This is a genomic window from Ruegeria sp. CDSB086 (assembly GCF_059611065.1).
Map to the genome: position 1 here is coordinate 375,704 of NZ_JBXWOV010000002.1, position 17,686 is coordinate 393,389.

20 protein-coding genes are annotated in these 17,686 nt (G+C 58.2%); 11 read left to right on the top strand and 9 right to left on the bottom strand.

Translation table 11 applies throughout. The annotated features are described in order from the left end of the window. The 5 genes from AC2FIO_RS05510 to AC2FIO_RS05530 all read right to left on the bottom strand — a co-directional run bounded on the left by AC2FIO_RS05510 (position 1) and on the right by AC2FIO_RS05530 (position 4,975). Positions 1–1,152, bottom strand: a complete 1,152-nt coding sequence (locus AC2FIO_RS05510) for an alpha-D-ribose 1-methylphosphonate 5-triphosphate diphosphatase (RefSeq protein WP_496696166.1) — start codon at positions 1,150–1,152, stop codon at positions 1–3. Further along, positions 1,149–1,922 (bottom strand): alpha/beta fold hydrolase, encoded by a 774-nt coding sequence (locus AC2FIO_RS05515; RefSeq protein ID WP_496696168.1) that lies wholly within the window; start codon positions 1,920–1,922, stop codon positions 1,149–1,151. The genes AC2FIO_RS05510 and AC2FIO_RS05515 overlap by 4 nt, the downstream gene beginning before the upstream one ends. Positions 1,923–1,960: 38 nt before the next feature. After that, positions 1,961–2,803 (bottom strand): DMT family transporter, encoded by an 843-nt coding sequence (locus tag AC2FIO_RS05520; RefSeq protein WP_496696170.1) that lies wholly within the window; start codon positions 2,801–2,803, stop codon positions 1,961–1,963. 186 nt (positions 2,804–2,989) lie between these two features. After that, positions 2,990–4,633, bottom strand: a complete 1,644-nt coding sequence (gene groL, locus AC2FIO_RS05525) for a chaperonin GroEL (protein WP_058275524.1) — start codon at positions 4,631–4,633, stop codon at positions 2,990–2,992. Positions 4,634–4,687: 54 nt separating this feature from the next. Next, complete coding sequence (locus tag AC2FIO_RS05530) at positions 4,688–4,975, bottom strand: co-chaperone GroES (RefSeq protein WP_058275523.1); 288 nt, start codon at positions 4,973–4,975, stop codon at positions 4,688–4,690. 227 nt (positions 4,976–5,202) lie between these two features. Here AC2FIO_RS05530 and bla point away from each other — a divergent pair, with 227 nt between their 5' ends. Further along, positions 5,203–6,084 carry a class A beta-lactamase gene (gene bla / locus AC2FIO_RS05535; RefSeq protein ID WP_496696519.1) on the top strand — a complete coding sequence of 294 codons (882 nt, stop codon included), beginning with the start codon at positions 5,203–5,205 and terminating at the stop codon, positions 6,082–6,084. On the opposite strand, the gene AC2FIO_RS05540 is transcribed toward bla, so the two are convergent. Next, positions 6,081–6,755 (bottom strand): DUF2161 domain-containing phosphodiesterase, encoded by a 675-nt coding sequence (locus AC2FIO_RS05540; RefSeq protein WP_496696172.1) that lies wholly within the window; start codon positions 6,753–6,755, stop codon positions 6,081–6,083. The two genes, bla and AC2FIO_RS05540, sit on opposite strands and share 4 nt — an antisense overlap. A gap of 115 nt (positions 6,756–6,870) precedes the next feature. On the opposite strand from AC2FIO_RS05540, the gene AC2FIO_RS05545 reads away from it, so the two are divergent. The 8 genes from AC2FIO_RS05545 to AC2FIO_RS05580 all read left to right on the top strand — a co-directional run bounded on the left by AC2FIO_RS05545 (position 6,871) and on the right by AC2FIO_RS05580 (position 14,166). Then, positions 6,871–7,851 carry a TraB/GumN family protein gene (locus AC2FIO_RS05545; protein WP_496696174.1) on the top strand — a complete coding sequence of 327 codons (981 nt, stop codon included), beginning with the start codon at positions 6,871–6,873 and terminating at the stop codon, positions 7,849–7,851. A gap of 107 nt (positions 7,852–7,958) precedes the next feature. Further along, a complete protein-coding gene (locus AC2FIO_RS05550) occupies positions 7,959–8,879 on the top strand; it encodes a manganese-dependent inorganic pyrophosphatase (protein ID WP_496696176.1) in 921 nt (306 codons plus the stop codon). A gap of 134 nt (positions 8,880–9,013) precedes the next feature. Continuing rightward, entirely contained in the window at positions 9,014–10,084 is a 1,071-nt protein-coding gene (locus AC2FIO_RS05555; RefSeq protein WP_058275520.1) for a DUF389 domain-containing protein, read from the top strand. Between the two features lie 109 nt (positions 10,085–10,193). Continuing rightward, positions 10,194–11,069, top strand: coding sequence for a TIGR01459 family HAD-type hydrolase (locus AC2FIO_RS05560; protein ID WP_496696178.1), 876 nt, complete (start codon positions 10,194–10,196; stop codon positions 11,067–11,069). Positions 11,070–11,169: 100 nt separating this feature from the next. After that, positions 11,170–11,613 (top strand): MaoC family dehydratase, encoded by a 444-nt coding sequence (locus AC2FIO_RS05565; RefSeq protein ID WP_058275996.1) that lies wholly within the window; start codon positions 11,170–11,172, stop codon positions 11,611–11,613. 116 nt (positions 11,614–11,729) lie between these two features. Then, positions 11,730–12,662, top strand: a complete 933-nt coding sequence (locus tag AC2FIO_RS05570; protein ID WP_496696180.1) for a bifunctional riboflavin kinase/FAD synthetase — start codon at positions 11,730–11,732, stop codon at positions 12,660–12,662. Beyond that, positions 12,659–13,132, top strand: a complete 474-nt coding sequence (locus AC2FIO_RS05575; protein WP_496696182.1) for a YcgN family cysteine cluster protein — start codon at positions 12,659–12,661, stop codon at positions 13,130–13,132. Before AC2FIO_RS05570 ends, AC2FIO_RS05575 begins: the two co-directional genes overlap by 4 nt. Continuing rightward, positions 13,132–14,166: a threonine aldolase family protein gene (locus AC2FIO_RS05580; RefSeq protein ID WP_282118966.1), complete on the top strand. Its 1,035-nt coding sequence runs from the start codon at positions 13,132–13,134 to the stop codon at positions 14,164–14,166. Before AC2FIO_RS05575 ends, AC2FIO_RS05580 begins: the two co-directional genes overlap by 1 nt. Positions 14,167–14,205: 39 nt before the next feature. Here AC2FIO_RS05580 and AC2FIO_RS05585 read toward each other — a convergent pair whose 3' ends face one another. Together AC2FIO_RS05585 and AC2FIO_RS05590 are read right to left on the bottom strand one after the other, a co-directional pair. Further along, positions 14,206–15,018, bottom strand: coding sequence for an alpha/beta fold hydrolase (locus AC2FIO_RS05585; protein ID WP_496696184.1), 813 nt, complete (start codon positions 15,016–15,018; stop codon positions 14,206–14,208). Continuing rightward, a complete protein-coding gene (locus AC2FIO_RS05590) occupies positions 15,015–15,617 on the bottom strand; it encodes a 2-hydroxychromene-2-carboxylate isomerase (RefSeq protein WP_496696186.1) in 603 nt (200 codons plus the stop codon). Before AC2FIO_RS05590 ends, AC2FIO_RS05585 begins: the two co-directional genes overlap by 4 nt. A 107-nt stretch (positions 15,618–15,724) precedes the next feature. Here AC2FIO_RS05590 and AC2FIO_RS05595 point away from each other — a divergent pair, with 107 nt between their 5' ends. Both AC2FIO_RS05595 and rpiB read left to right on the top strand, forming a co-directional pair. After that, positions 15,725–16,744, top strand: a complete 1,020-nt coding sequence (locus tag AC2FIO_RS05595; protein ID WP_058275513.1) for a ribose-phosphate pyrophosphokinase — start codon at positions 15,725–15,727, stop codon at positions 16,742–16,744. Positions 16,745–16,804: 60 nt separating this feature from the next. Beyond that, on the top strand, positions 16,805–17,254 hold the full coding sequence (gene rpiB, locus AC2FIO_RS05600) for a ribose 5-phosphate isomerase B (RefSeq protein ID WP_496696189.1): 450 nt from the start codon (positions 16,805–16,807) through the stop codon (positions 17,252–17,254). Between the two features lie 57 nt (positions 17,255–17,311). On the opposite strand, the gene AC2FIO_RS05605 is transcribed toward rpiB, so the two are convergent. Next, positions 17,312–17,662: an H-type lectin domain-containing protein gene (locus AC2FIO_RS05605; protein WP_058275511.1), complete on the bottom strand. Its 351-nt coding sequence runs from the start codon at positions 17,660–17,662 to the stop codon at positions 17,312–17,314. Positions 17,663–17,686: the final 24 nt, after the last annotated feature.

Sequence of the window (17,686 nt, forward strand, 5' to 3'; positions counted from 1 at the left end):
TCAGTCCACGAACCTTGCGGCGATATCGCCGGACATGAAGCTAACCCGCCCGCCCGCCAGCGTGGCGGCGACTCGGTGGGACCGAGCATCAAGGATCACCATGTCTGCGCGCTGACCAGGGGCAAGTGTGCCCCGGTCCTGCAACCCAAGAACTCGCGCCGGCCCTGATGACACCAGCGCCCAGGCCATTGCCAAATCCAGCAGGCCAGATTTGGCAAGCATCAGCGCAGCGCGCCGCGGGCTGGGATAGTGATAGTCCGATGCCAAGGCATCGCACAGCCCCATCGTGATCAGATCCAACGCACTGACGTTGCCCTTGTGCGATCCGCCACGCACCACGTTGGGTGATCCGAGAATAACGTGATCCCCAGCAGCCCGTGCAGCCTCGGCTGCCTCTAGCGTTTCTGGGAATTCCGCGATCTGCGCGCCCCGCGCCCGCCAATCGGCGCGGGTTTGGGCGGTTGCGTCGTCATGACTGCCCATACGGACACCCTGCTCGGCCAGCGCCTTACAGAGCGTGTCCAAGGCAGCGGGCACATCATCCCGGCGGGCATGCATGGACAGCAGCATCTCGAAATGTGCGTCCGGATTGCGCCCTGCCTTAAGCGCCTGCCCCGTCAAACGTGGCGGCTTGCGCCCCTCGGCCAACCGGTCATGCGGCAAGTGGTCGTTGAACACGACATAGGGCACCTGCCAATCGGTGATGCGTTCAGGCAGGCTGGGGTATTCCGCCAGCATGTGTGTTTCGAACCGTAACTGAGGTAGCAGATCAGTCACGACGCAATCTTTGACCGACGCGATAGCATCAAACACTTGGCCAGCGAATTCAGGGCCGCGTACGCCGCCCTCCCAACTCAGGAACTGGGCCAGGACCGCCGTCGTGATCCCGTTGGCGGCCAGTTCAGCTTCGACCGACAAAATACCCTCGCCCATCTGCTTCATCGCCCCGCGGCGCGGTGCGATGTGGCGCTCGAACCCGTCGCCGTGCAGGTCGATGATACCGGGCATCACAAGATATCCCGACAGATCGATTGTTCTGCCTGCGCGGTCCTCTTGCACGATCCCCTCGGCAATGGGCAGGTCTGCACGAGTCATCCCTTGGTCCGGCAACAAGACCTCTGCGCCGGTTAAAGTCAGAGAAAGTGCAGTCATTGGGAAGGCTCCGACGCGGGTTCCGAACAATCCTGCCCGATGCAGATTTCGTCGATGATTTCCATCACCCCGTCCAACCAAGTAATCTGTGGGTCAAACTGCCCAAACTCTATGAAATGCAACGCCTGCGCCATTACGCGCGGGTTGTTCATCATGAATGTGTGTGTCACCGGCAAAACGATATGATCCGCCATCCCTTCGACCTTGGTGGTCTCAACCGAGACCTTGCCGTCATCTGAACCGTCAATCATCGAGGAAAACAGCGGGTTCAGCGAATTCTCACCGGCGATGACACCCAGTTCGAAATCCGCAGGCGGCAGTTGCCTTGGGATACCTTCGGGGCCAGTTCCCAGCGCCAGGCCAGCCGGGCCATTCAGCATCCCGAACACCTCATACGCGCTAAGTTCGTCCACCAACTGACTGCCCTGATTGGGCGGGCCGAGCATGACCACGCGGCCCAGATTGTCCGGATGGTTATCCTGCAGCCAATAGCGCAATAAGATGCCGCCCATCGAATGCGCAACCACATTGACCTTGTCGTCACCGCATTCAGTAAACGCGTCCGGCAGTGTCTGTGCAGCCAGTTCGGGAATAGGTAGGTCAGTGGACGGATATCCCGGGCGCACGACGGTATAACCATGCGTCTTGAACAGCTGTTCCATCACGGTAAAGGACGCTTCGGTCCGTGCCAGCCCATGCAGCAGGACCACGCATTTTGCCTGCACAATGGCAGGCACAAAGAACAGAAAGAGGGCAAGGAAATAACGCATAGCCGCCAGATAAGGCCTAACGTCCAGCGAATAAACCCCTACCGCGGCGTACTGCGCAGAACGGCCAGTGCAATTCCGCCCAATACCAGACCCGCCCCCAGGATCAGACGCAGACTGGCGGCCTCACCCAGCAGGAGGACACCGCCAATAATGGCTATGATCGGAACGCTGAGTTGCACGACGGCCGCCGTTGTGGGCGTCAATTCCCGCAAAACCTGATACCAAAGCGCATACCCCATCCCCGAAGTAACCGCGCCGGCCAACGCGGCCAGCAAGTATCCGTTAGCGGTCATGTGCCAGGCCCCTCCTGTCGCCAACAAAGCCAGCGTTGTCACGGGCAATGCCACGACAAAATTGGCCGCAGTGCCGGATAAGGCATCCGGTTCGGACTTGCCAACCAACGAATAGATCGCCCAGCCGATCCCGGCGGCGATCATCAGGGCAGCCCCGATCGGGTTGACCTGTATCGATCCGGACGGCCACAGCACGTAGCCCAACCCCAGCAACGCGATTGCGGCGCCCGCGATCTGTCGACCAGTGGGCAGAGTACCTTTCACTGATGTCACAGTGAACATCGTCACTTGCACCACCCCGAACAGGATCAGCGCGCCAAGACCCGCATCCAGCGTCAGATAGGCGACCGAGAATCCGATCATGTACAGGGACAAGGACCCCGCCCCGGCAATCCTGCGTCGGTCAAACAGGGGCAAGTGGCCAGCCCTTAGAAGAACCAACCCGGCTAGCACCACTGCGCCAGCTAAGACCCGCACCACGGCAAAGGCGGCAGGATCGCTGGCGCCACTATCAATCGCCAGACGATTAAGTATCGAGTTGGACGCAAAGGCGCACATCGTCAAGCACGTGAGTAGGAACAGTTTCATATCAACCGCATAGCCGGTTTCGGCGCGTTTTGCACACTCACATTCCCGCGGGTGGTCCGCAAAACGGAACGGGGCCGCCCGAAGGCGACCCCGTCCCTATATTTTAAGGCTTCCCCTTCGGCGGCTTGGCCTTACAGCCAAGCGCCTGTCGGGACCGTCAGAATTCGCCGAGGCGAATTCGACGTCTTACATCATGCCGCCCATGCCGCCCATGTCGGGCATGCCGCCGCCAGCAGGCGCGCCGTCTTTGGCAGGCTTGTCAGCAACCATTGCTTCGGTGGTGACCAGCAGGCCAGCAACCGACGCCGCGTCTTCCAGTGCGGTACGGACAACTTTGGCCGGGTCGATCACGCCGAACGAGAACATGTCGCCATATTCTTCGGTCTGAGCGTTGAAACCAAAGGCCGCTTCCGAAGATTCGCGAACCTTGCCTGCAACAACTGCGCCGTCGACGCCCGCGTTCTCAGCAATCTGGCGCAGCGGCGCTTCGATGGCTTTACGCACGATATTGATGCCTGCGTCCTGATCAGCGTTTGCGCCTTTCAGAGTGTCCAGTGCTTTACCGGCCTGAACCAGCGAAACGCCACCGCCCACAACAACGCCTTCCTGAACGGCTGCGCGCGTTGCGTTCAGAGCATCGTCAACACGATCTTTACGCTCTTTCACTTCAACTTCGGTCATGCCGCCGACGCGGATAACAGCAACACCGCCTGCCAGTTTGGCAACGCGTTCTTGCAGCTTCTCACGGTCGTAATCCGACGAGGTTTCTTCGATCTGAGTGCGGATCTGAGCAACACGTGCTTCGATCTCGGCTTTCTCGCCAGCACCGTCGACGATGGTGGTTTCGTCTTTGGTGATTTCGATCTTCTTGGCGGTGCCCAGCATGTCCATGGTGACGGACTCGAGCTTCATGCCCAGATCTTCGCTGATGACCTGACCACCGGTCAGGATTGCGATGTCCTGCAGCATGGCTTTGCGACGATCGCCGAAGCCCGGTGCTTTGACAGCAGCAATTTTCAGGCCGCCGCGCAGTTTGTTAACAACCAGAGTTGCCAGCGCTTCGCCTTCAACGTCTTCTGCAATAATCAGCAGCGGCTTTTGCGACTGGATCACTTGCTCCAGCAGCGGAACCATCGGCTGCAGCGAGGACAGTTTCTTTTCGTGCAGCAGGATCATGCAGTCGTCGAGATCTGCGATCATTTTGTCTGCGTTGGTGACGAAGTAAGGCGACAGGTAGCCACGGTCAAACTGCATGCCCTCGACAACATCGGTCTCGGTTTCCAGACCTTTGTTTTCTTCGACGGTGATAACGCCTTCGTTGCCAACCTTCTGCATCGCGTCTGCGATTTGCTGACCGATTTCGGCTTCGCCGTTGGCCGAGATGGTGCCAACCTGAGCGACTTCAGCCGAGTCTTTGACTTCACGCGCCATCTCTTTGATGCCTTCAACGACCTTGGCAGTTGCCAGGTCGATGCCGCGCTTCAGGTCCATCGGGTTCAGGCCAGCAGCAACCTGCTTCAGACCTTCTTTGACGATCGACTGAGCCAGAACAGTTGCAGTGGTGGTGCCGTCGCCGGCTTCGTCATTGGTGCGGCTGGCGACTTCTTTCACCATCTGCGCGCCCATGTTTTCGAACTTATCTTCCAGTTCGATTTCCTTGGCAACCGATACACCGTCTTTGGTGATGCGCGGTGCGCCGAAGGATTTGTCCAGAACCACGTTGCGGCCTTTGGGGCCCAGGGTCACTTTGACAGCATCGGCCAGGATGTTCACACCTGACAGCATGCGGTTGCGGGCATCGGTGTCGAACTTGACGTCCTTAGCAGCCATGTTGTTTCTCCTTGAGAAAAATGTTGGAAATGAAGATCAGAGAAGCGCGGGCGCTTACTCGATGATCCCCATGATGTCGCTTTCTTTCATCATCAGCAGCTCTTCGCCGTTGACCTGAACCTCGGTGCCCGACCACTTGCCGAACAGGATCTTGTCGCCAGCTTTTACAGCCATTGCGATCAATTCGCCGCTGTCCTTGCGTGCGCCTTCACCGGTCGAAACGACTTCGCCTTCGCTGGGCTTTTCTTTTGCACTTTCGGGAATGATCAACCCGCCTGCGGTTTTTTCATCGCTTTCGGTACGACGAACCAGCACGCGGTCATGAAGCGGTTTCAATGCCATCTTTGCAGCTCCTTGGGCTCAAAGTTTATCTATCCTCCCCTCGCCTTTCAGCGAGGCGTTAGCACTCGGTAGTAGAGAGTGATAACGACGCATAGCTAGGGGGTCGAAATGACCGAGTCAACAAGTTGCCTAAATATTTTTCGCACGTAGAACCACAAACCGTCCGGTTTACTCGGCGCCCTAGCTAACTAAGGTGATGGCGACCACATTTGACCAAGGCAGATTCGATGCGTGGGCTCCGGACAATCACAACTATCTTGTTGTTTTTAATTACTACTACTGTTGGTTTAGCCACATCAGCACAGGCGCAGACCCTTACCGAAACGGTCCAGAGGTGGGAGCGCCGCCTTGATGCCCGGATCGGGCTGCTGCTTTATGATCCCAGCAACGAATGGGAGGTTTCATACCGCGCCGATGAGCTGTTTCCGATGTCCAGCACGTTCAAACCGCTCTTGTGCGGCGCTGTGCTGGCAGAGGTGGACGCAGGTACGGAAAGCCTGTCAGATCACGTCACGTACCAGTCAACGGATCTGGTAGATTACTCCCCTGTCACCAGCAAACATGTTGAGACCGGTATGACTGTCGGCGCGCTATGCGAAGCAACGATGACGATTAGCGACAATGCTGCGGCCAATCTGCTGTTGCGCCGTCTGGATGGGCCTGCCGGACTGACCGAGTTTCTTCGGACAAACGGCGACGGCATCACCCGCCTGGATCGATGGGAGACGGTTCTGAATGAAGCCACTCCAGGCGATCCGCGCGACACTACAACGCCTCGGGCAATACTGGCAACGCTGGATCGGTTGCTATTTGACCGGGCGCTCTCACCCGCATCCTCCGCTCAACTCAGGCAATGGATGATAGACGATCAAGTGGCCGACGGGCTTATCCGCGCGCACGTGCCTGACGGGTGGACGATTGGGGACAAGACCGGTGCCGGAGGCCACGGCAGCCGTGCGATCGTTGCCTTTCTGCAGACACCCGAGCCCCGCACCTATCTGGCCGCCATCTATCTGACCGAAAGCGATGCGCCATTTCCTGAACGCAACGCCGTCCTTTCAGATATAGGCCGCGCCATGATTGCCGAAATCGCCGCACGACCTGACTAGTTCGCATCTTCCCAGCTATAGGCCCAGTGCTTCAACCCTTCGGCCCCCGTAGCCGACAGCGCATAGACCCCCTTATCGACCTTGTCGAACCACCCGTAGTGATTGTCCCGCATCAGGCGCGTGGCCTCGGCGACGCCGGTGGATTGGGCGACGTCCGCCCCCTTTGTCGCGCCGCATTCGGCCAGATGGGCTGCACATTTCAGCGCGTCCTGACGATAGGCCGTCACGATCCCGTGCCGGGTGGCCCCACCTGCGTTGGGATCACCTTCAAGCCGGTCAAATTCACGCAGCAGACGAGCCGCTTTTGCTTTGTTTTTTCGCGGCGCATACGGGCCCGGGTCACATTGCACCTCGACCGCACCGTCGGCACGTACAGTGATCAGACCAAGGCCAAGCCTGCGGCACAGCGCCAAATTGTCCTTTAACGCACGCCGCGCGGTTCGCCCCTTGGGTTTGCACACACCGATATAGACCTGGTCAGTCACCCTTAACCGCGTGATTGCCTGATGAAATAGCGCCAATGAGAACCGCAGCTTCAGCTCAACAATCACCGGCTCATCGCCATCTCGAACAGCGACGATATCGGCAGCGCCGACTTCGCCTTTGACGGTATAGCCCTGACGCTCGAACAGCGTCTTGATCGGCGGGTATAGATCCTGCTCGCGGTCCATTTCGCCATGCTATGCAAATTTGCCGCGAACGCCAGCCATCACCTGCATCTGGCTTGAATACATTGCTGCGCAAAGGCAATGTCGCGGTCACACTGAAGTTTCCGAGATGATCCTTATGCGCCTGTTTGCACCGTTGCTTTTCCTTTTCCTGCCCGCCGCCGTACAGGCCGCATGCGAAGGGAATGATCTGAGGCCGGGACTGAGCCCTGCGGTAAAGTCCGAACTGCAACAGGCAGTGGCCGATATCCCATTTCCCGAAGGTAACCACTGGATCGCTTCCAAGGGCGACACGGTTCTACACCTTGTTGGCACGTTGCATGCCAATGACCCACGCATGGACGCAGTGGTCGAACGGCTAACGCCGACCCTCAGCGATGCGGACGCGTTTTATTTCGAGGTAACGCAGGAAGAAATGGACGCGTTCGAACAAGACCTGGCCAAGGACATGAGCCCGGTGATGATCACCTCGGGACCCAGCCTGATTGACCTGATGTCCGAGGAAGACTGGTCTGCCCTGTCTGACGGGCTATCCGAGCGCGGTATCCCCGGCTGGATGGCAGCCAAAATGCGGCCCTGGTTTCTAAGCATGATGCTGGGCGTCCCCCCGTGTATGATGCAGGACCCCAGTGCGAGCCACGGGATGGACGCCCGTCTTGATCAACTGGCTGACGAGTTGGGCATCCCCAAACGCTCGCTTGAACAGGTTGCCGATCTTATGAGTATGTTCGACAGCCACCCCATCGAAAAGCAGGTCCAGTCCCTTGTGCGGATGGCCGGTGCCATGGGCGGCAGCGAGGATCAACTGGCCACGATGGCCAATGCATATCTGGAAGAGAAACATGTTGAAATCATCCAGCTCGCCCGCCTGCAGGGTTTGGAAGACTCGGGCCTGCCGCCCGAGGTGTTCGACGAGGAATGGAATGATTTCGAGCAAAAACTTCTTGTCGAGCGCAACAGCAACTGGATGCAGAAAATTCTGAGCATTCAGGACCAAACTGTCGTGATCGCGGTCGGTGCCGGGCATCTTGGGGGCGATTACGGGCTGCTGAACCAATTGCAGCAGGCCGGGTACACCCTGACCCGCGCCCCGTTCTGACCCCACCTCGATTTCAGACCAACCGTCGCAGCGTAAACACTGTTGGGTGACAACCCCAGCGGACCGCCCTATAAGGCGCGCAAAATGATCACCCTCAGGACGCTGACATGACAACGCTCGTATTTGGACATAAATCCCCCGACACCGACTCCACAGGCTCACCTATCCTGTGGTCATGGTACCTGAACGAAATCAAAGGCGAACAGGCTGAGCCGGTTTTGCTGGGCGAACCCAACACCGAAGCGGCATTCCTGCTGCAGCGCTGGGACCTGCCAAAGCCGCGCATCATCGAGGACGTGGCCGAGGGCGCACCGGTAGTCATCGTGGACACCAACAACCCGGCCGAGCTGCCAGCCAGCGTAAACAGCGCCGACATCCGCGCAATCATCGACCACCACAAGCTGGTTGGCGGTCTGGAAACCAAAGGCCCGATCGACATCACCGTGCGTCCGCTGGCTTGCACTGCGACCATCATGATGGACCTGATCGGTGACGACGCCGCCAAGATGCCCGACGCCATCAAAGCCGCCGCACTGACCTGCATCCTGTCGGATACGCTGGAATTCCGCTCACCCACCACCACCGCACATGACCGCGCAGTGGCCGAGAGGCTGGCCGCTGATCTGGGTCTGGACGTTGCGACCTATGCCGCGGAAATGTTCGCGGCCAAATCGGATGTGTCGTCTTTTTCGGACGCCGAACTGATCCGAATGGACAGCAAGGAATATGAGGTCGACGGTACCAAGTTCCGCGTTTCGGTTCTGGAAACCACTGCACCGGGCGTCGTTCTGGACCGCAAGGCCAGCCTGGCGGGTTCGATGGCTGACGTAGCCAAGGAAGACGGCGTTGATCAGGTTCTGCTGTTCGTGGTCGATATCCTGAACGAAGAGGCCACCCTGCTGGTGCCGAACGATCTGGTCAAAGGCGTCGCGGAAAAGAGCTTTGGCGCAAGCGTGGACGGCGATGCCGTAGTCCTGCCTGGCATCATGAGCCGCAAAAAACAGATCATCCCGAACCTCAAGGTTTGACGCTGACAAACATCCCAACCGAAAGGCGCCCCTCCCGGGCGCCTTTTTTCTTTGCTACTATTGTTTTGCGCGAATGGCATCCGTTGGTAGTCTGACATCAATAGCCAGACAGCGAATTGGGTCAGACGACGTTCATGAGTTCCCGCAAGTTCAGCACCACACGCGACATCCTGAGGTTTGAAGGCAAGGACAAATCTGCCTATTGGCGACGGTTTGCCATGCTTCTGACCTTATCCGTTGTGATCGCCACGATGGGCATGCTGCGAGATTCCGGTGCGGTGGTCATTGCCGCAATGCTTGTTGCGCCATTGATGACACCTATCCTTGGGGTCGCGGCCGCGATGGTCATGGGGTGGCTGGGTCGCGCGTTCAAGTTAGCTCTGATCGTCTGCGGCGCGGCGGTAATCAGCGTCTTGCTGGCGTGGCTTCTCGTCTATGTCGCAGACGTCCCGCGCGGTATTCTGATCCCCGATCAGGTTCTGGCCAGAACGGATCCGGGCACCGAGGATCTGATCGTTGCGCTGGCCGCCGGGGTGGCCGCCGCCTACGTTCAGATCAACCGGTCCGAGGCCAGCCTACTTCCCGGTGCAGCCATCGGCGTGTCATTGGTGCCACCTCTGTCTGCATCGGGTGTGTTGCTGTATTTCGACGAACCCGCCGAGGCCTATGAAGCCGGCCTGCTGTTTGCCACCAACCTTGGTGCGATCATTCTGTCCGCTTGCGCGGTTTACATCGTGTATGCAGCGCGGGCGGTGGTGTTTAGCAAGGGTAGGCGCAAGCTGAACTTCACCGCAAGCGTGGTGGTGACACTGGCATTCCTAGCCTTCGTTGTCCTTCAACTGGGAAAGTCGACCTACAACCGTTACCTCGAAACCCGGACCGAGGCGCAGTTGGCGCAAACGATCCGGGACTGGGCCGATCCGGTCTCAGTTGAGATCATCCGCGTGGACGTGAATGCCAAACGCAAACACGCCGATATTTGGCTGATCGTGGACCTTCCGATTGAAGCGGCTTACAAAGTATCCTCGATCGCCGGTTTGCTGCCCGAGACCCTGCGTGACACGCCTTTGGTCGACGTACTTCAGAAAGAACTGGGGCCGGGTTTTCTGGTCGTAGTGCGTTTCCAGAACAGGATCGGCGCACAGATCATATTGGGCACCGAAAACGTCCAACAAGCACCCGATGTCGAAGAAATCGTCGAATGACGCGATCAGACACACTGTGTTCGACCCGCAATTGATATTGCGGGATGGCCAAGAGGTGAAAGCTTTGCCATAGCTGTCACAACTCAGAATTTCAGGTCCCGAGGCTCCCATGACCCAGATCATCCACACGCTTTCCGAGATTTCAGGCCGCTACAAGGCACTGTTCGTTGACCTGTGGGGATGCGTTCACAACGGCATCATTGCCTATCCCGATGCGGTCGCGGCTTTGCAAAACTACCGGGCGCAAGGCGGGATCGTTGTGCTGGTCACCAACTCACCCAAACCGCGTGCTGGCGTGGCTGAGCAGCTTGGGCAGTTCAATGTCCCCGCAGATGCCTTTGACACCATCGCCACCAGCGGGGACTCGGCTCGGTCGGCCATGTTCCGTGGGGCGGTTGGTGAAAAAGTCTATTTCATGGGGGAATGGGAACGCGACGCGGGTTTCTTTGAGCCGCTAAAAATACTACACCATCCGATCCACATCGAACGTGTCCCGCTGGATGAGGCCGAAGGGATCGTCTGCTGCGGGCCGTTCGACCCAATGGCGGATCCGGCGGTCAATCGCGCCGATTTCCTCTATGCCAAACAGAAAGGCATGAAGCTGCTCTGCGCCAACCCCGACATCGTTGTTGACCGGGGCGAGATACGCGAATGGTGCGCGGGCGCGTTGGCGAAGCTGTATACCGAGATGGGAGGCGAGAGCCTGTATTTCGGAAAACCCCACCCGCCGATCTATGATCTTGCGCGGCGCAGGCTGCAGGAATTGGGTCATGACATCCCTGATGGCGACATTCTTGTGATCGGCGACGGCCCACATACGGACATTCTCGGCGGTATGGGCGAAGGGATTGATTCTCTGTTCATCTCGGGTGGTTTGGCCGCAGCGGAAACAAAAACTGAGCATCATCCGCATCATGAATCCCTAAGTGATTATATTGCAAAGGAAAACATCAATCCTACCTACACAATCGGTCGATTGAGGTAGTCAGAAAAGACTTGATTTTCTGCAGTTGCGAAGTAATAAAGTTGCCAAACCGGGGCAACTTGAGTTGTTTTGTTGCCCATTGAACTCGAGTGAGGGCGACATGTTGGATAATCTTCCACGCGGCACGATCTGTATTGAAGACATCGAGATGGGCATGACCCGCCACCTGCGCAAAGTGGTGACGGACGAAGATATCGAGATGTTCGCGCAGGTTTCAACGGACCGAAACCCCGTTCACCTGGACGACGACTATGCCCGCGACACGATCTTCGAAGGTCGCATCGCCCACGGCATGTTGACGGCGGGCCTGATCTCGGCGGTGATCGGCGAACAGCTGCCGGGCCACGGCACGGTCTATATGGGTCAGTCTCTCAAATTTCTGGCTCCAGTGCGCCCCGGTGATATGGTCTATGCCGAGGTCAAAGTGATCGATATTGATTTTGCCAAGCGTCGCGTGAAACTGGATTGTCACTGTGCGGTCGACGGCAAGAAGGTGTTGGTGGGCGAAGCGATGGTTCTGGCCCCGTCGCGCAAATTCGACTGAAGCCTCGATACCTCTATCCTTTTGAAGGGCGCCGGAAACGGTGCCCTTTTTTGTTGCGCAGCATTTGGACCAATCAGGTGCTTGAACCCGGTCTCCAGTCCCGCTAGGCAAGCTGCATGCAGATCATCCGTGATTTCCAGTTTGTCGAGCCAGAAGACCGCGGTGCCAGTGTGGCAATCGGGAACTTCGATGGCGTACATGTGGGCCATCAGTCGGTGATTGAACTTGCACAAAGCGTGGCCCCGGATGCTCCGCTTGGTGTTCTGACGTTCGAACCTCACCCTCGCGAGTACTTTGCACCCGATGCCCCACCTTTTCGTCTGATGCGCGGAAACGCACGTGCGCACCGGTTGGAGAAACTGGGTGTGCAAAAGCTGTACGAATTGCCGTTCAATGCAGCGCTTGCCGGTCTGACGCCCGAAGGCTTTGCCCGCAATGTCATCTGCGAGGGACTTGGTCTATCACACGTCGTGGTCGGCGCGGATTTCTGTTTCGGCAAAGGGCGTAGTGGCACCGCCGAAGATATGGCCCGGTTCGGGCAAGAAATGGGGTTTGGCGTCACCATTGCACCGCTGATGGAACGGTCTGACGATGTGGTATCCTCGACTGGTATCCGCACCGCGTTGACCGATGGCCGCCCCCGCGACGCCGCGGCAATGCTGGGCCATTGGCACCGCGTCGAGGGCGAAGTGATCGGCGGCGAACAACGCGGGCGCGAGCTTGGGTTCCCCACCGCGAATATGTCTATCGAAGGGTTGCACCCGCCAAAATTTGGCGTCTATGCGGTGCTGGTCGATGTGCTCGACGGACCTCATCAGGGCAGCTATCACGGCGCATCCTCTGTCGGCGTACGGCCAATGTTCAACGGAGAGGTTCCGAATATCGAGACCTTCCTGTTCGATTTCTCAGGCGATCTATATGGTTCGACCTTGTCCGTCGGCCTGGTCGAATACCTGCGCCCCGAGATGACGTTTGACGGGCTGGATGCCCTGATCGCGCAGATGGATGCCGATTGTGACAAGGCGCGCATCCTGCTGGCCGCGCTATGACCACCGATCCGATCAATCGCAATGGCCTTGGCCCGCGGTTCTGGGAACGCAAACCGCTGACCAAGATGAACCAGCGCGAATGGGAAGCCTTGTGCGACGGCTGCGGCAAATGCTGCCTGAACAAGCTTGAGGATGAGGACACCGGCGAGGTCGCCCTGACCTGCGTCGCCTGCCGTCTGCTGGACGATGAGACCTGCCGCTGCACACAATACGACATCCGCCACCAATTCGTCCCGGAATGCATCGTGATGAAGCCCAACAACATCGACGATCACGCCTATTGGCTGCCCCAAACCTGCGCCTATCGACTGCTGTGGGAGGGGAAACCGCTGTACGAATGGCATCCCCTGATATCAGGTACACCGGACAGCGTGCACGCAGCTGGCATGTCAGTTCAGGGGCGCACGGTGTCCGAATTCGAAACCCCCTTGGAAGAGTGGGAAGACTATATCATTGAGGAACCCAGCTGATGTATTTCGCCTCTGACAATTCCGGTCCGGTTCACCCACAGGTCATGGCCGCGTTGAACGAAGCCAATCAGGGCTATCAAATGGCCTATGGCGCGGACACCCTGATGAACGAAGTGCGCGATCGTATTCGCGGAATCTTCGAAGCGCCAGGGGCCGCAGTTTATCTGGTGGCCACCGGGACAGCCGCGAATTCGCTGGCTCTGGCGACACTCTCAAACCCATGGGAAACCGTGTTCTGTTCACCCGTCGCGCATATCCACGAGGATGAATGCAACGCGCCCGAGTTCTATAGCGGCGCAAAGCTGACACTGGTGCCGGGCGGCGACAAGATGGAGCCCGCAGCGCTGCGTCGCTCGATTTTGGCCGAAGAAACACGTGGCGTGCACGGCCCCCAGCGTGGGCCCGTGTCGATCACTCAGGTGACAGAGCGTGGCTCGGTTTACTCACTGGCCGAGTTGCAGGCGCTGTGCAGTATCGCCAAAGAATACGACCTGCCAGTTCATCTGGATGGTGCCCGGTTCACTAACGCATTGGTCGCGCTTAATTGCTCGCCCGCTGAGATGACGTGGAAAGCGGGCGTCGATGCGGTCAGCTTTGGCGGCACCAAGAACGGGTTGATGGGTGTCGAAGCGGTAGTTTTCTTTGACGAATCCAAGGCCTGGGAATTCGAACTGCGGCGCAAGCGAGGTGCGCATCTGTTCTCCAAGCATCGTTACTTGTCCGCCCAGATGGCCGCATATCTGAACGATGATCTGTGGCTGCAGATGGCGCGACAAGCCAACGCCAACTGCGCGCATCTGGCCGATGGTCTACGCGGCAAAGGCGCAACCTTTCTACATGAGCCGCAAGCCAACATGATTTTTGCGCAGTTTTCGCGCGCGCGTCACAAGCAGTTGCACCAAGCGGGTGCGGTTTATCATCTGTGGGGCGCAGAGCTGGACGGTGCGGATGACGACGAGATCCTGGCCTGCCGACTGGTCTGCGACTGGTCGATCAACTCAGATGATATCGACCGGTTCATCGGCTTGTTGTGATTTCAGGGATTAGGGGTGTCATCCTGTCAACAACATGGTTCAGGATAGACCACCCCAAAACTTTCGAATGACGGCAGCCGTCTGATCCGGGTGAGTGATTGGGACCATGTGGTCAGCACCCGAAACAACGCCCGTTCCGGCATTGGGAAGCCGCCGGGCAAGACCTTCTCCGATCGCGGGCATGACGGGGTGCGTCTCAGACCCGCTCAGGATCAGAACCGGCATAGATGCGCGGTCCAGAACGCCAGGGTTCAGCATCCCCTTCTGATCAAGGAACAAAGCGTCATCAACGGCGGGCACAACGTGAATACCACGGATCATTCCCGCGCGTGTCCGCTCTGGCAATTCGGGCCATCGTGGGCCGTCCTGTGCGCCCCACATCCGGTTGAACAAACGGGCGGCCTGCTCAAAATTTCCGGCCGCGAGCGCATCAGAGACAGGTTTCGCCTCTTCATCATGTTGCCGCACCAAATCGGGCGTGTCCTGAATCGCAACCGCAAAGAACACTGGCTCGATCAGGACCGCACTGCGGACCAGGTCCGGAAACTCGACAGCCAGCCGAAGGGCTAGCATCCCGCCAAAGGAATGCCCGATCACATCCATCGGTTCGGTCAGATGCGCGGCCGACAGTTGGGTCACTTGGTCAAAGAAATCCCCGTGCCCATCCCAATCCGCGCTGCGGCCATGGGACGGCATGTCCGGGGCCGTAAATGTCGCCTCGCCCTTTAGAGCCGTCGCCAGCCCCGACCACGCCCCGGAATGCGCGATTGTGCAGTGCAGGGCGAGCACCTTGCGCGCGCCCTGCCCCAACGTTCTGACAAAGATGTTGTCTGTCAGGGGGGTGTCCCTCACCCCTTCAGTTCCGACATATGGCGGTCCAGATCATCCAGCCGGTCCTGCCCCCAGAACCGCTGATCGTCTTCGGTGATATAAAACGGCGCGCCAAATACACCGCGATCCACGGCCTCTTCCAGATTGGCGGCATAAGTTTCCGCGCCAACCAGAAGGCCACTATCCGCCAGCCCCGGATCAAAACCGGCCTGTGTCAGGCAATCGCGGATCACATCATCCTGCGCGATGTCTTTCTCCTCGGCCCAACAGGCCCGCACGAAGGAATGCGCAAGCTTTCCAACGTCGCCTGACCCGTCCTTGATCGCAGCGATGATCGCATAGGATGACGGCGCCGCATTGGTCGGCCAATGCGCGGGCTGTAGATTGAATTCCATACCAAGTTGCTTGGACTGTCGCTGTAGTTCCTGCGCCCGATATTCGATGCGAGAGATGTGGCGGTCTTTGGGAGGAGTGCCCCCCGTACGCCCAAACAGAGCGACAATATCCAGCGGTTTGTAGTTGATCGTCGCGCCATGTTTCGCCGCCACCTCTTCCAACCGCATACCTGCAAGGTAGGTATAGGGCGAGAGTGTCGCAAAATAGTAGTCAATCTGGGTCATTTGCACTTTCTCCGCTGCGTTATCTTTGCTGGACGTTAGACCCGTGCTAAGCGGTGTCAACATCACGAATCTGTCACATTGCCATTGCTGCCCGGGGACCTCAGCCGATGCCGACACTCAACGAACCCAAGCTTATCGCTGGGAACGCCAACCTTCCTCTTGCCGAATCTATCTCGCGACGCATGAGCCTGTATCGCGGCGTCGATCAGAATCTGGTCGATGCGCGGGTCGAACGCTTCAATGACGGCGAGATTTTCGTCGAAGTGTTCGAAAACGTGCGCGGTGAGGATATGTTCATTGTCCAACCGACATCGAACCCGGCGAATGACAACCTGATGGAGCTGCTGATCATCGCTGACGCGCTGCGTCGATCTTCTGCACAGCGTATCACCGCCGTGATCCCCTACTTTGGTTACGCCCGTCAGGACCGCCGCACCAAGGCGCGGACGCCAATCAGCGCCAAGTTGGTGGCCAACATGCTGACCGGTGCAGGGATCGAGCGGATCCTGACCATGGACCTGCACGCAGCTCAGATTCAGGGGTTCTTCGACATGCCTGTCGACAACCTTTATGCATCGCCGATTTTTGCGCTGGATGTGAAACACCAGTTCCAGGACAATCTGGACGAGCTTATGGTCGTATCACCTGACGTTGGCGGCGTTGCCCGCGCGCGGGAATTGGCCAAGCGCATCAACGCCCCCCTGTCGATCGTGGACAAGCGCCGCGAAAAGGCTGGCGAAGTGGCTGAGATGACAGTGATTGGCGACGTCAAAGACAAAATCTGCCTGATCGTCGACGACATGTGCGACACTGCCGGTACGCTTTGCAAGGCCGCTCAGGTCCTGCTGGATAACGGCGCGAAAGAGGTACATTCGTACATCACCCACGGCGTCATGAGCGGTCCGGCGGTCGAACGTGTGACGAATTCTGTAATGAAATCTTTGGTGCTGACCGACACGATCCAGCCCACCAAAGAGATCACCAACGCCAAGAACATCCGCATTGTGCCCACCGCGCCTATTTTCACTCAGGCGATCCTGAACATCTGGAACGGGACAAGCGTGTCTTCGTTGTTCGAGGACAAAACTCTGACACCGATTTACGAGTCGATGTATCACATGGACTGACCGAGTTGGGCGGCGTTACAGCCGCCCTTTTTTGTCAACACAGAAAGACAGGACGTACCCGTGACAGTCTCAAAACGCATTGTTCTTTCCAGCGACCACGCGGCAATCGAGCTGCGTCAGGCGGTCGCCGACCACATCACAGCGCAAGGCTGGGAAGTCGTCGATATCGGCCCCAAGACGCCTGAAAGCACGCACTACCCTATCCACGGAAAAGCTGCAGCTCAGGCTGTTGCTGCTGGTGAGTGTCACCTTGGGATCGTCCTATGTGGTACAGGTCAGGGGATCATGATGGCGGCCAACAAGGTTCCGGGCATTCGCTGTGGCGTGTGTTCTGACGCCTTTTCGGCCCGCATGATCCGCGCGCACAACAACGCCAACATGCTGTCGATTGGCGCGCGTGTCGTGGGCGAAGGTCAGGCCCTGGATATCGTAGATGCGTTTCTGGAGGCCGAGTTCGAAGGCGGTCGCCACGCAACCCGTGTAGATATGATTGAGGCACAAGGCGACTAAATCGCCTTCCTAACCCAAGACGACGTATTGTGGCCCGCTGACAGGGGGCCTTTTGCGTTAAGAGATATTCCAATCGTCGTCATGGGCCACCTCTCCGATGGCGGTCCATGTGACCCGTATCCGGGCGATCCGTGTATCGGACCATGTGCGAAAAACGGCGCTAAAGCCCTCTGGCGTGATGTCTTCAGCCGTGACTTCGGCGCGCAGAGCGGAAGATGTATCCACATCCCACAAAGAGACACCGATCTGAACCACCGGATTTGATCGGAAGGGTTGGTTGAACATAACGCTCGACCGCCGCTGGCGCGGTCCTTCGCCCGTCCACATTTCGCCACCATCGGCGAATTCGGAAAAAATAACTGCTTCGCCTTGGTCAATACCAATTGGATGGGTTCGAAACGTCTTCATTGATTTGTCTTTATCTATGTAATT

Bases quoted from the DNA above. Each gene is read 5' to 3' on its own strand.
- AC2FIO_RS05510 (WP_496696166.1), bottom strand. From the start codon at position 1,152: ATGACTGCACTTTCTCTGACTTTAACCGGCGCAGAGGTCTTGTTGCCG.
- AC2FIO_RS05515 (WP_496696168.1), bottom strand. From the start codon at position 1,922: ATGCGTTATTTCCTTGCCCTCTTTCTGTTCTTTGTGCCTGCCATTGTG.
- AC2FIO_RS05520 (WP_496696170.1), bottom strand. From the start codon at position 2,803: ATGAAACTGTTCCTACTCACGTGCTTGACGATGTGCGCCTTTGCGTCC.
- groL (WP_058275524.1), bottom strand. From the start codon at position 4,633: ATGGCTGCTAAGGACGTCAAGTTCGACACCGATGCCCGCAACCGCATG.
- AC2FIO_RS05530 (WP_058275523.1), bottom strand. From the start codon at position 4,975: ATGGCATTGAAACCGCTTCATGACCGCGTGCTGGTTCGTCGTACCGAA.
- bla (WP_496696519.1), top strand. From the start codon at position 5,203: ATGCGTGGGCTCCGGACAATCACAACTATCTTGTTGTTTTTAATTACT.
- AC2FIO_RS05540 (WP_496696172.1), bottom strand. From the start codon at position 6,755: ATGGACCGCGAGCAGGATCTATACCCGCCGATCAAGACGCTGTTCGAG.
- AC2FIO_RS05545 (WP_496696174.1), top strand. From the start codon at position 6,871: ATGCGCCTGTTTGCACCGTTGCTTTTCCTTTTCCTGCCCGCCGCCGTA.
- AC2FIO_RS05550 (WP_496696176.1), top strand. From the start codon at position 7,959: ATGACAACGCTCGTATTTGGACATAAATCCCCCGACACCGACTCCACA.
- AC2FIO_RS05555 (WP_058275520.1), top strand. From the start codon at position 9,014: ATGAGTTCCCGCAAGTTCAGCACCACACGCGACATCCTGAGGTTTGAA.
- AC2FIO_RS05560 (WP_496696178.1), top strand. From the start codon at position 10,194: ATGACCCAGATCATCCACACGCTTTCCGAGATTTCAGGCCGCTACAAG.
- AC2FIO_RS05565 (WP_058275996.1), top strand. From the start codon at position 11,170: ATGTTGGATAATCTTCCACGCGGCACGATCTGTATTGAAGACATCGAG.
- AC2FIO_RS05570 (WP_496696180.1), top strand. From the start codon at position 11,730: ATGCAGATCATCCGTGATTTCCAGTTTGTCGAGCCAGAAGACCGCGGT.
- AC2FIO_RS05575 (WP_496696182.1), top strand. From the start codon at position 12,659: ATGACCACCGATCCGATCAATCGCAATGGCCTTGGCCCGCGGTTCTGG.
- AC2FIO_RS05580 (WP_282118966.1), top strand. From the start codon at position 13,132: ATGTATTTCGCCTCTGACAATTCCGGTCCGGTTCACCCACAGGTCATG.
- AC2FIO_RS05590 (WP_496696186.1), bottom strand. From the start codon at position 15,617: ATGACCCAGATTGACTACTATTTTGCGACACTCTCGCCCTATACCTAC.
- AC2FIO_RS05595 (WP_058275513.1), top strand. From the start codon at position 15,725: ATGCCGACACTCAACGAACCCAAGCTTATCGCTGGGAACGCCAACCTT.
- AC2FIO_RS05605 (WP_058275511.1), bottom strand. From the start codon at position 17,662: ATGAAGACGTTTCGAACCCATCCAATTGGTATTGACCAAGGCGAAGCA.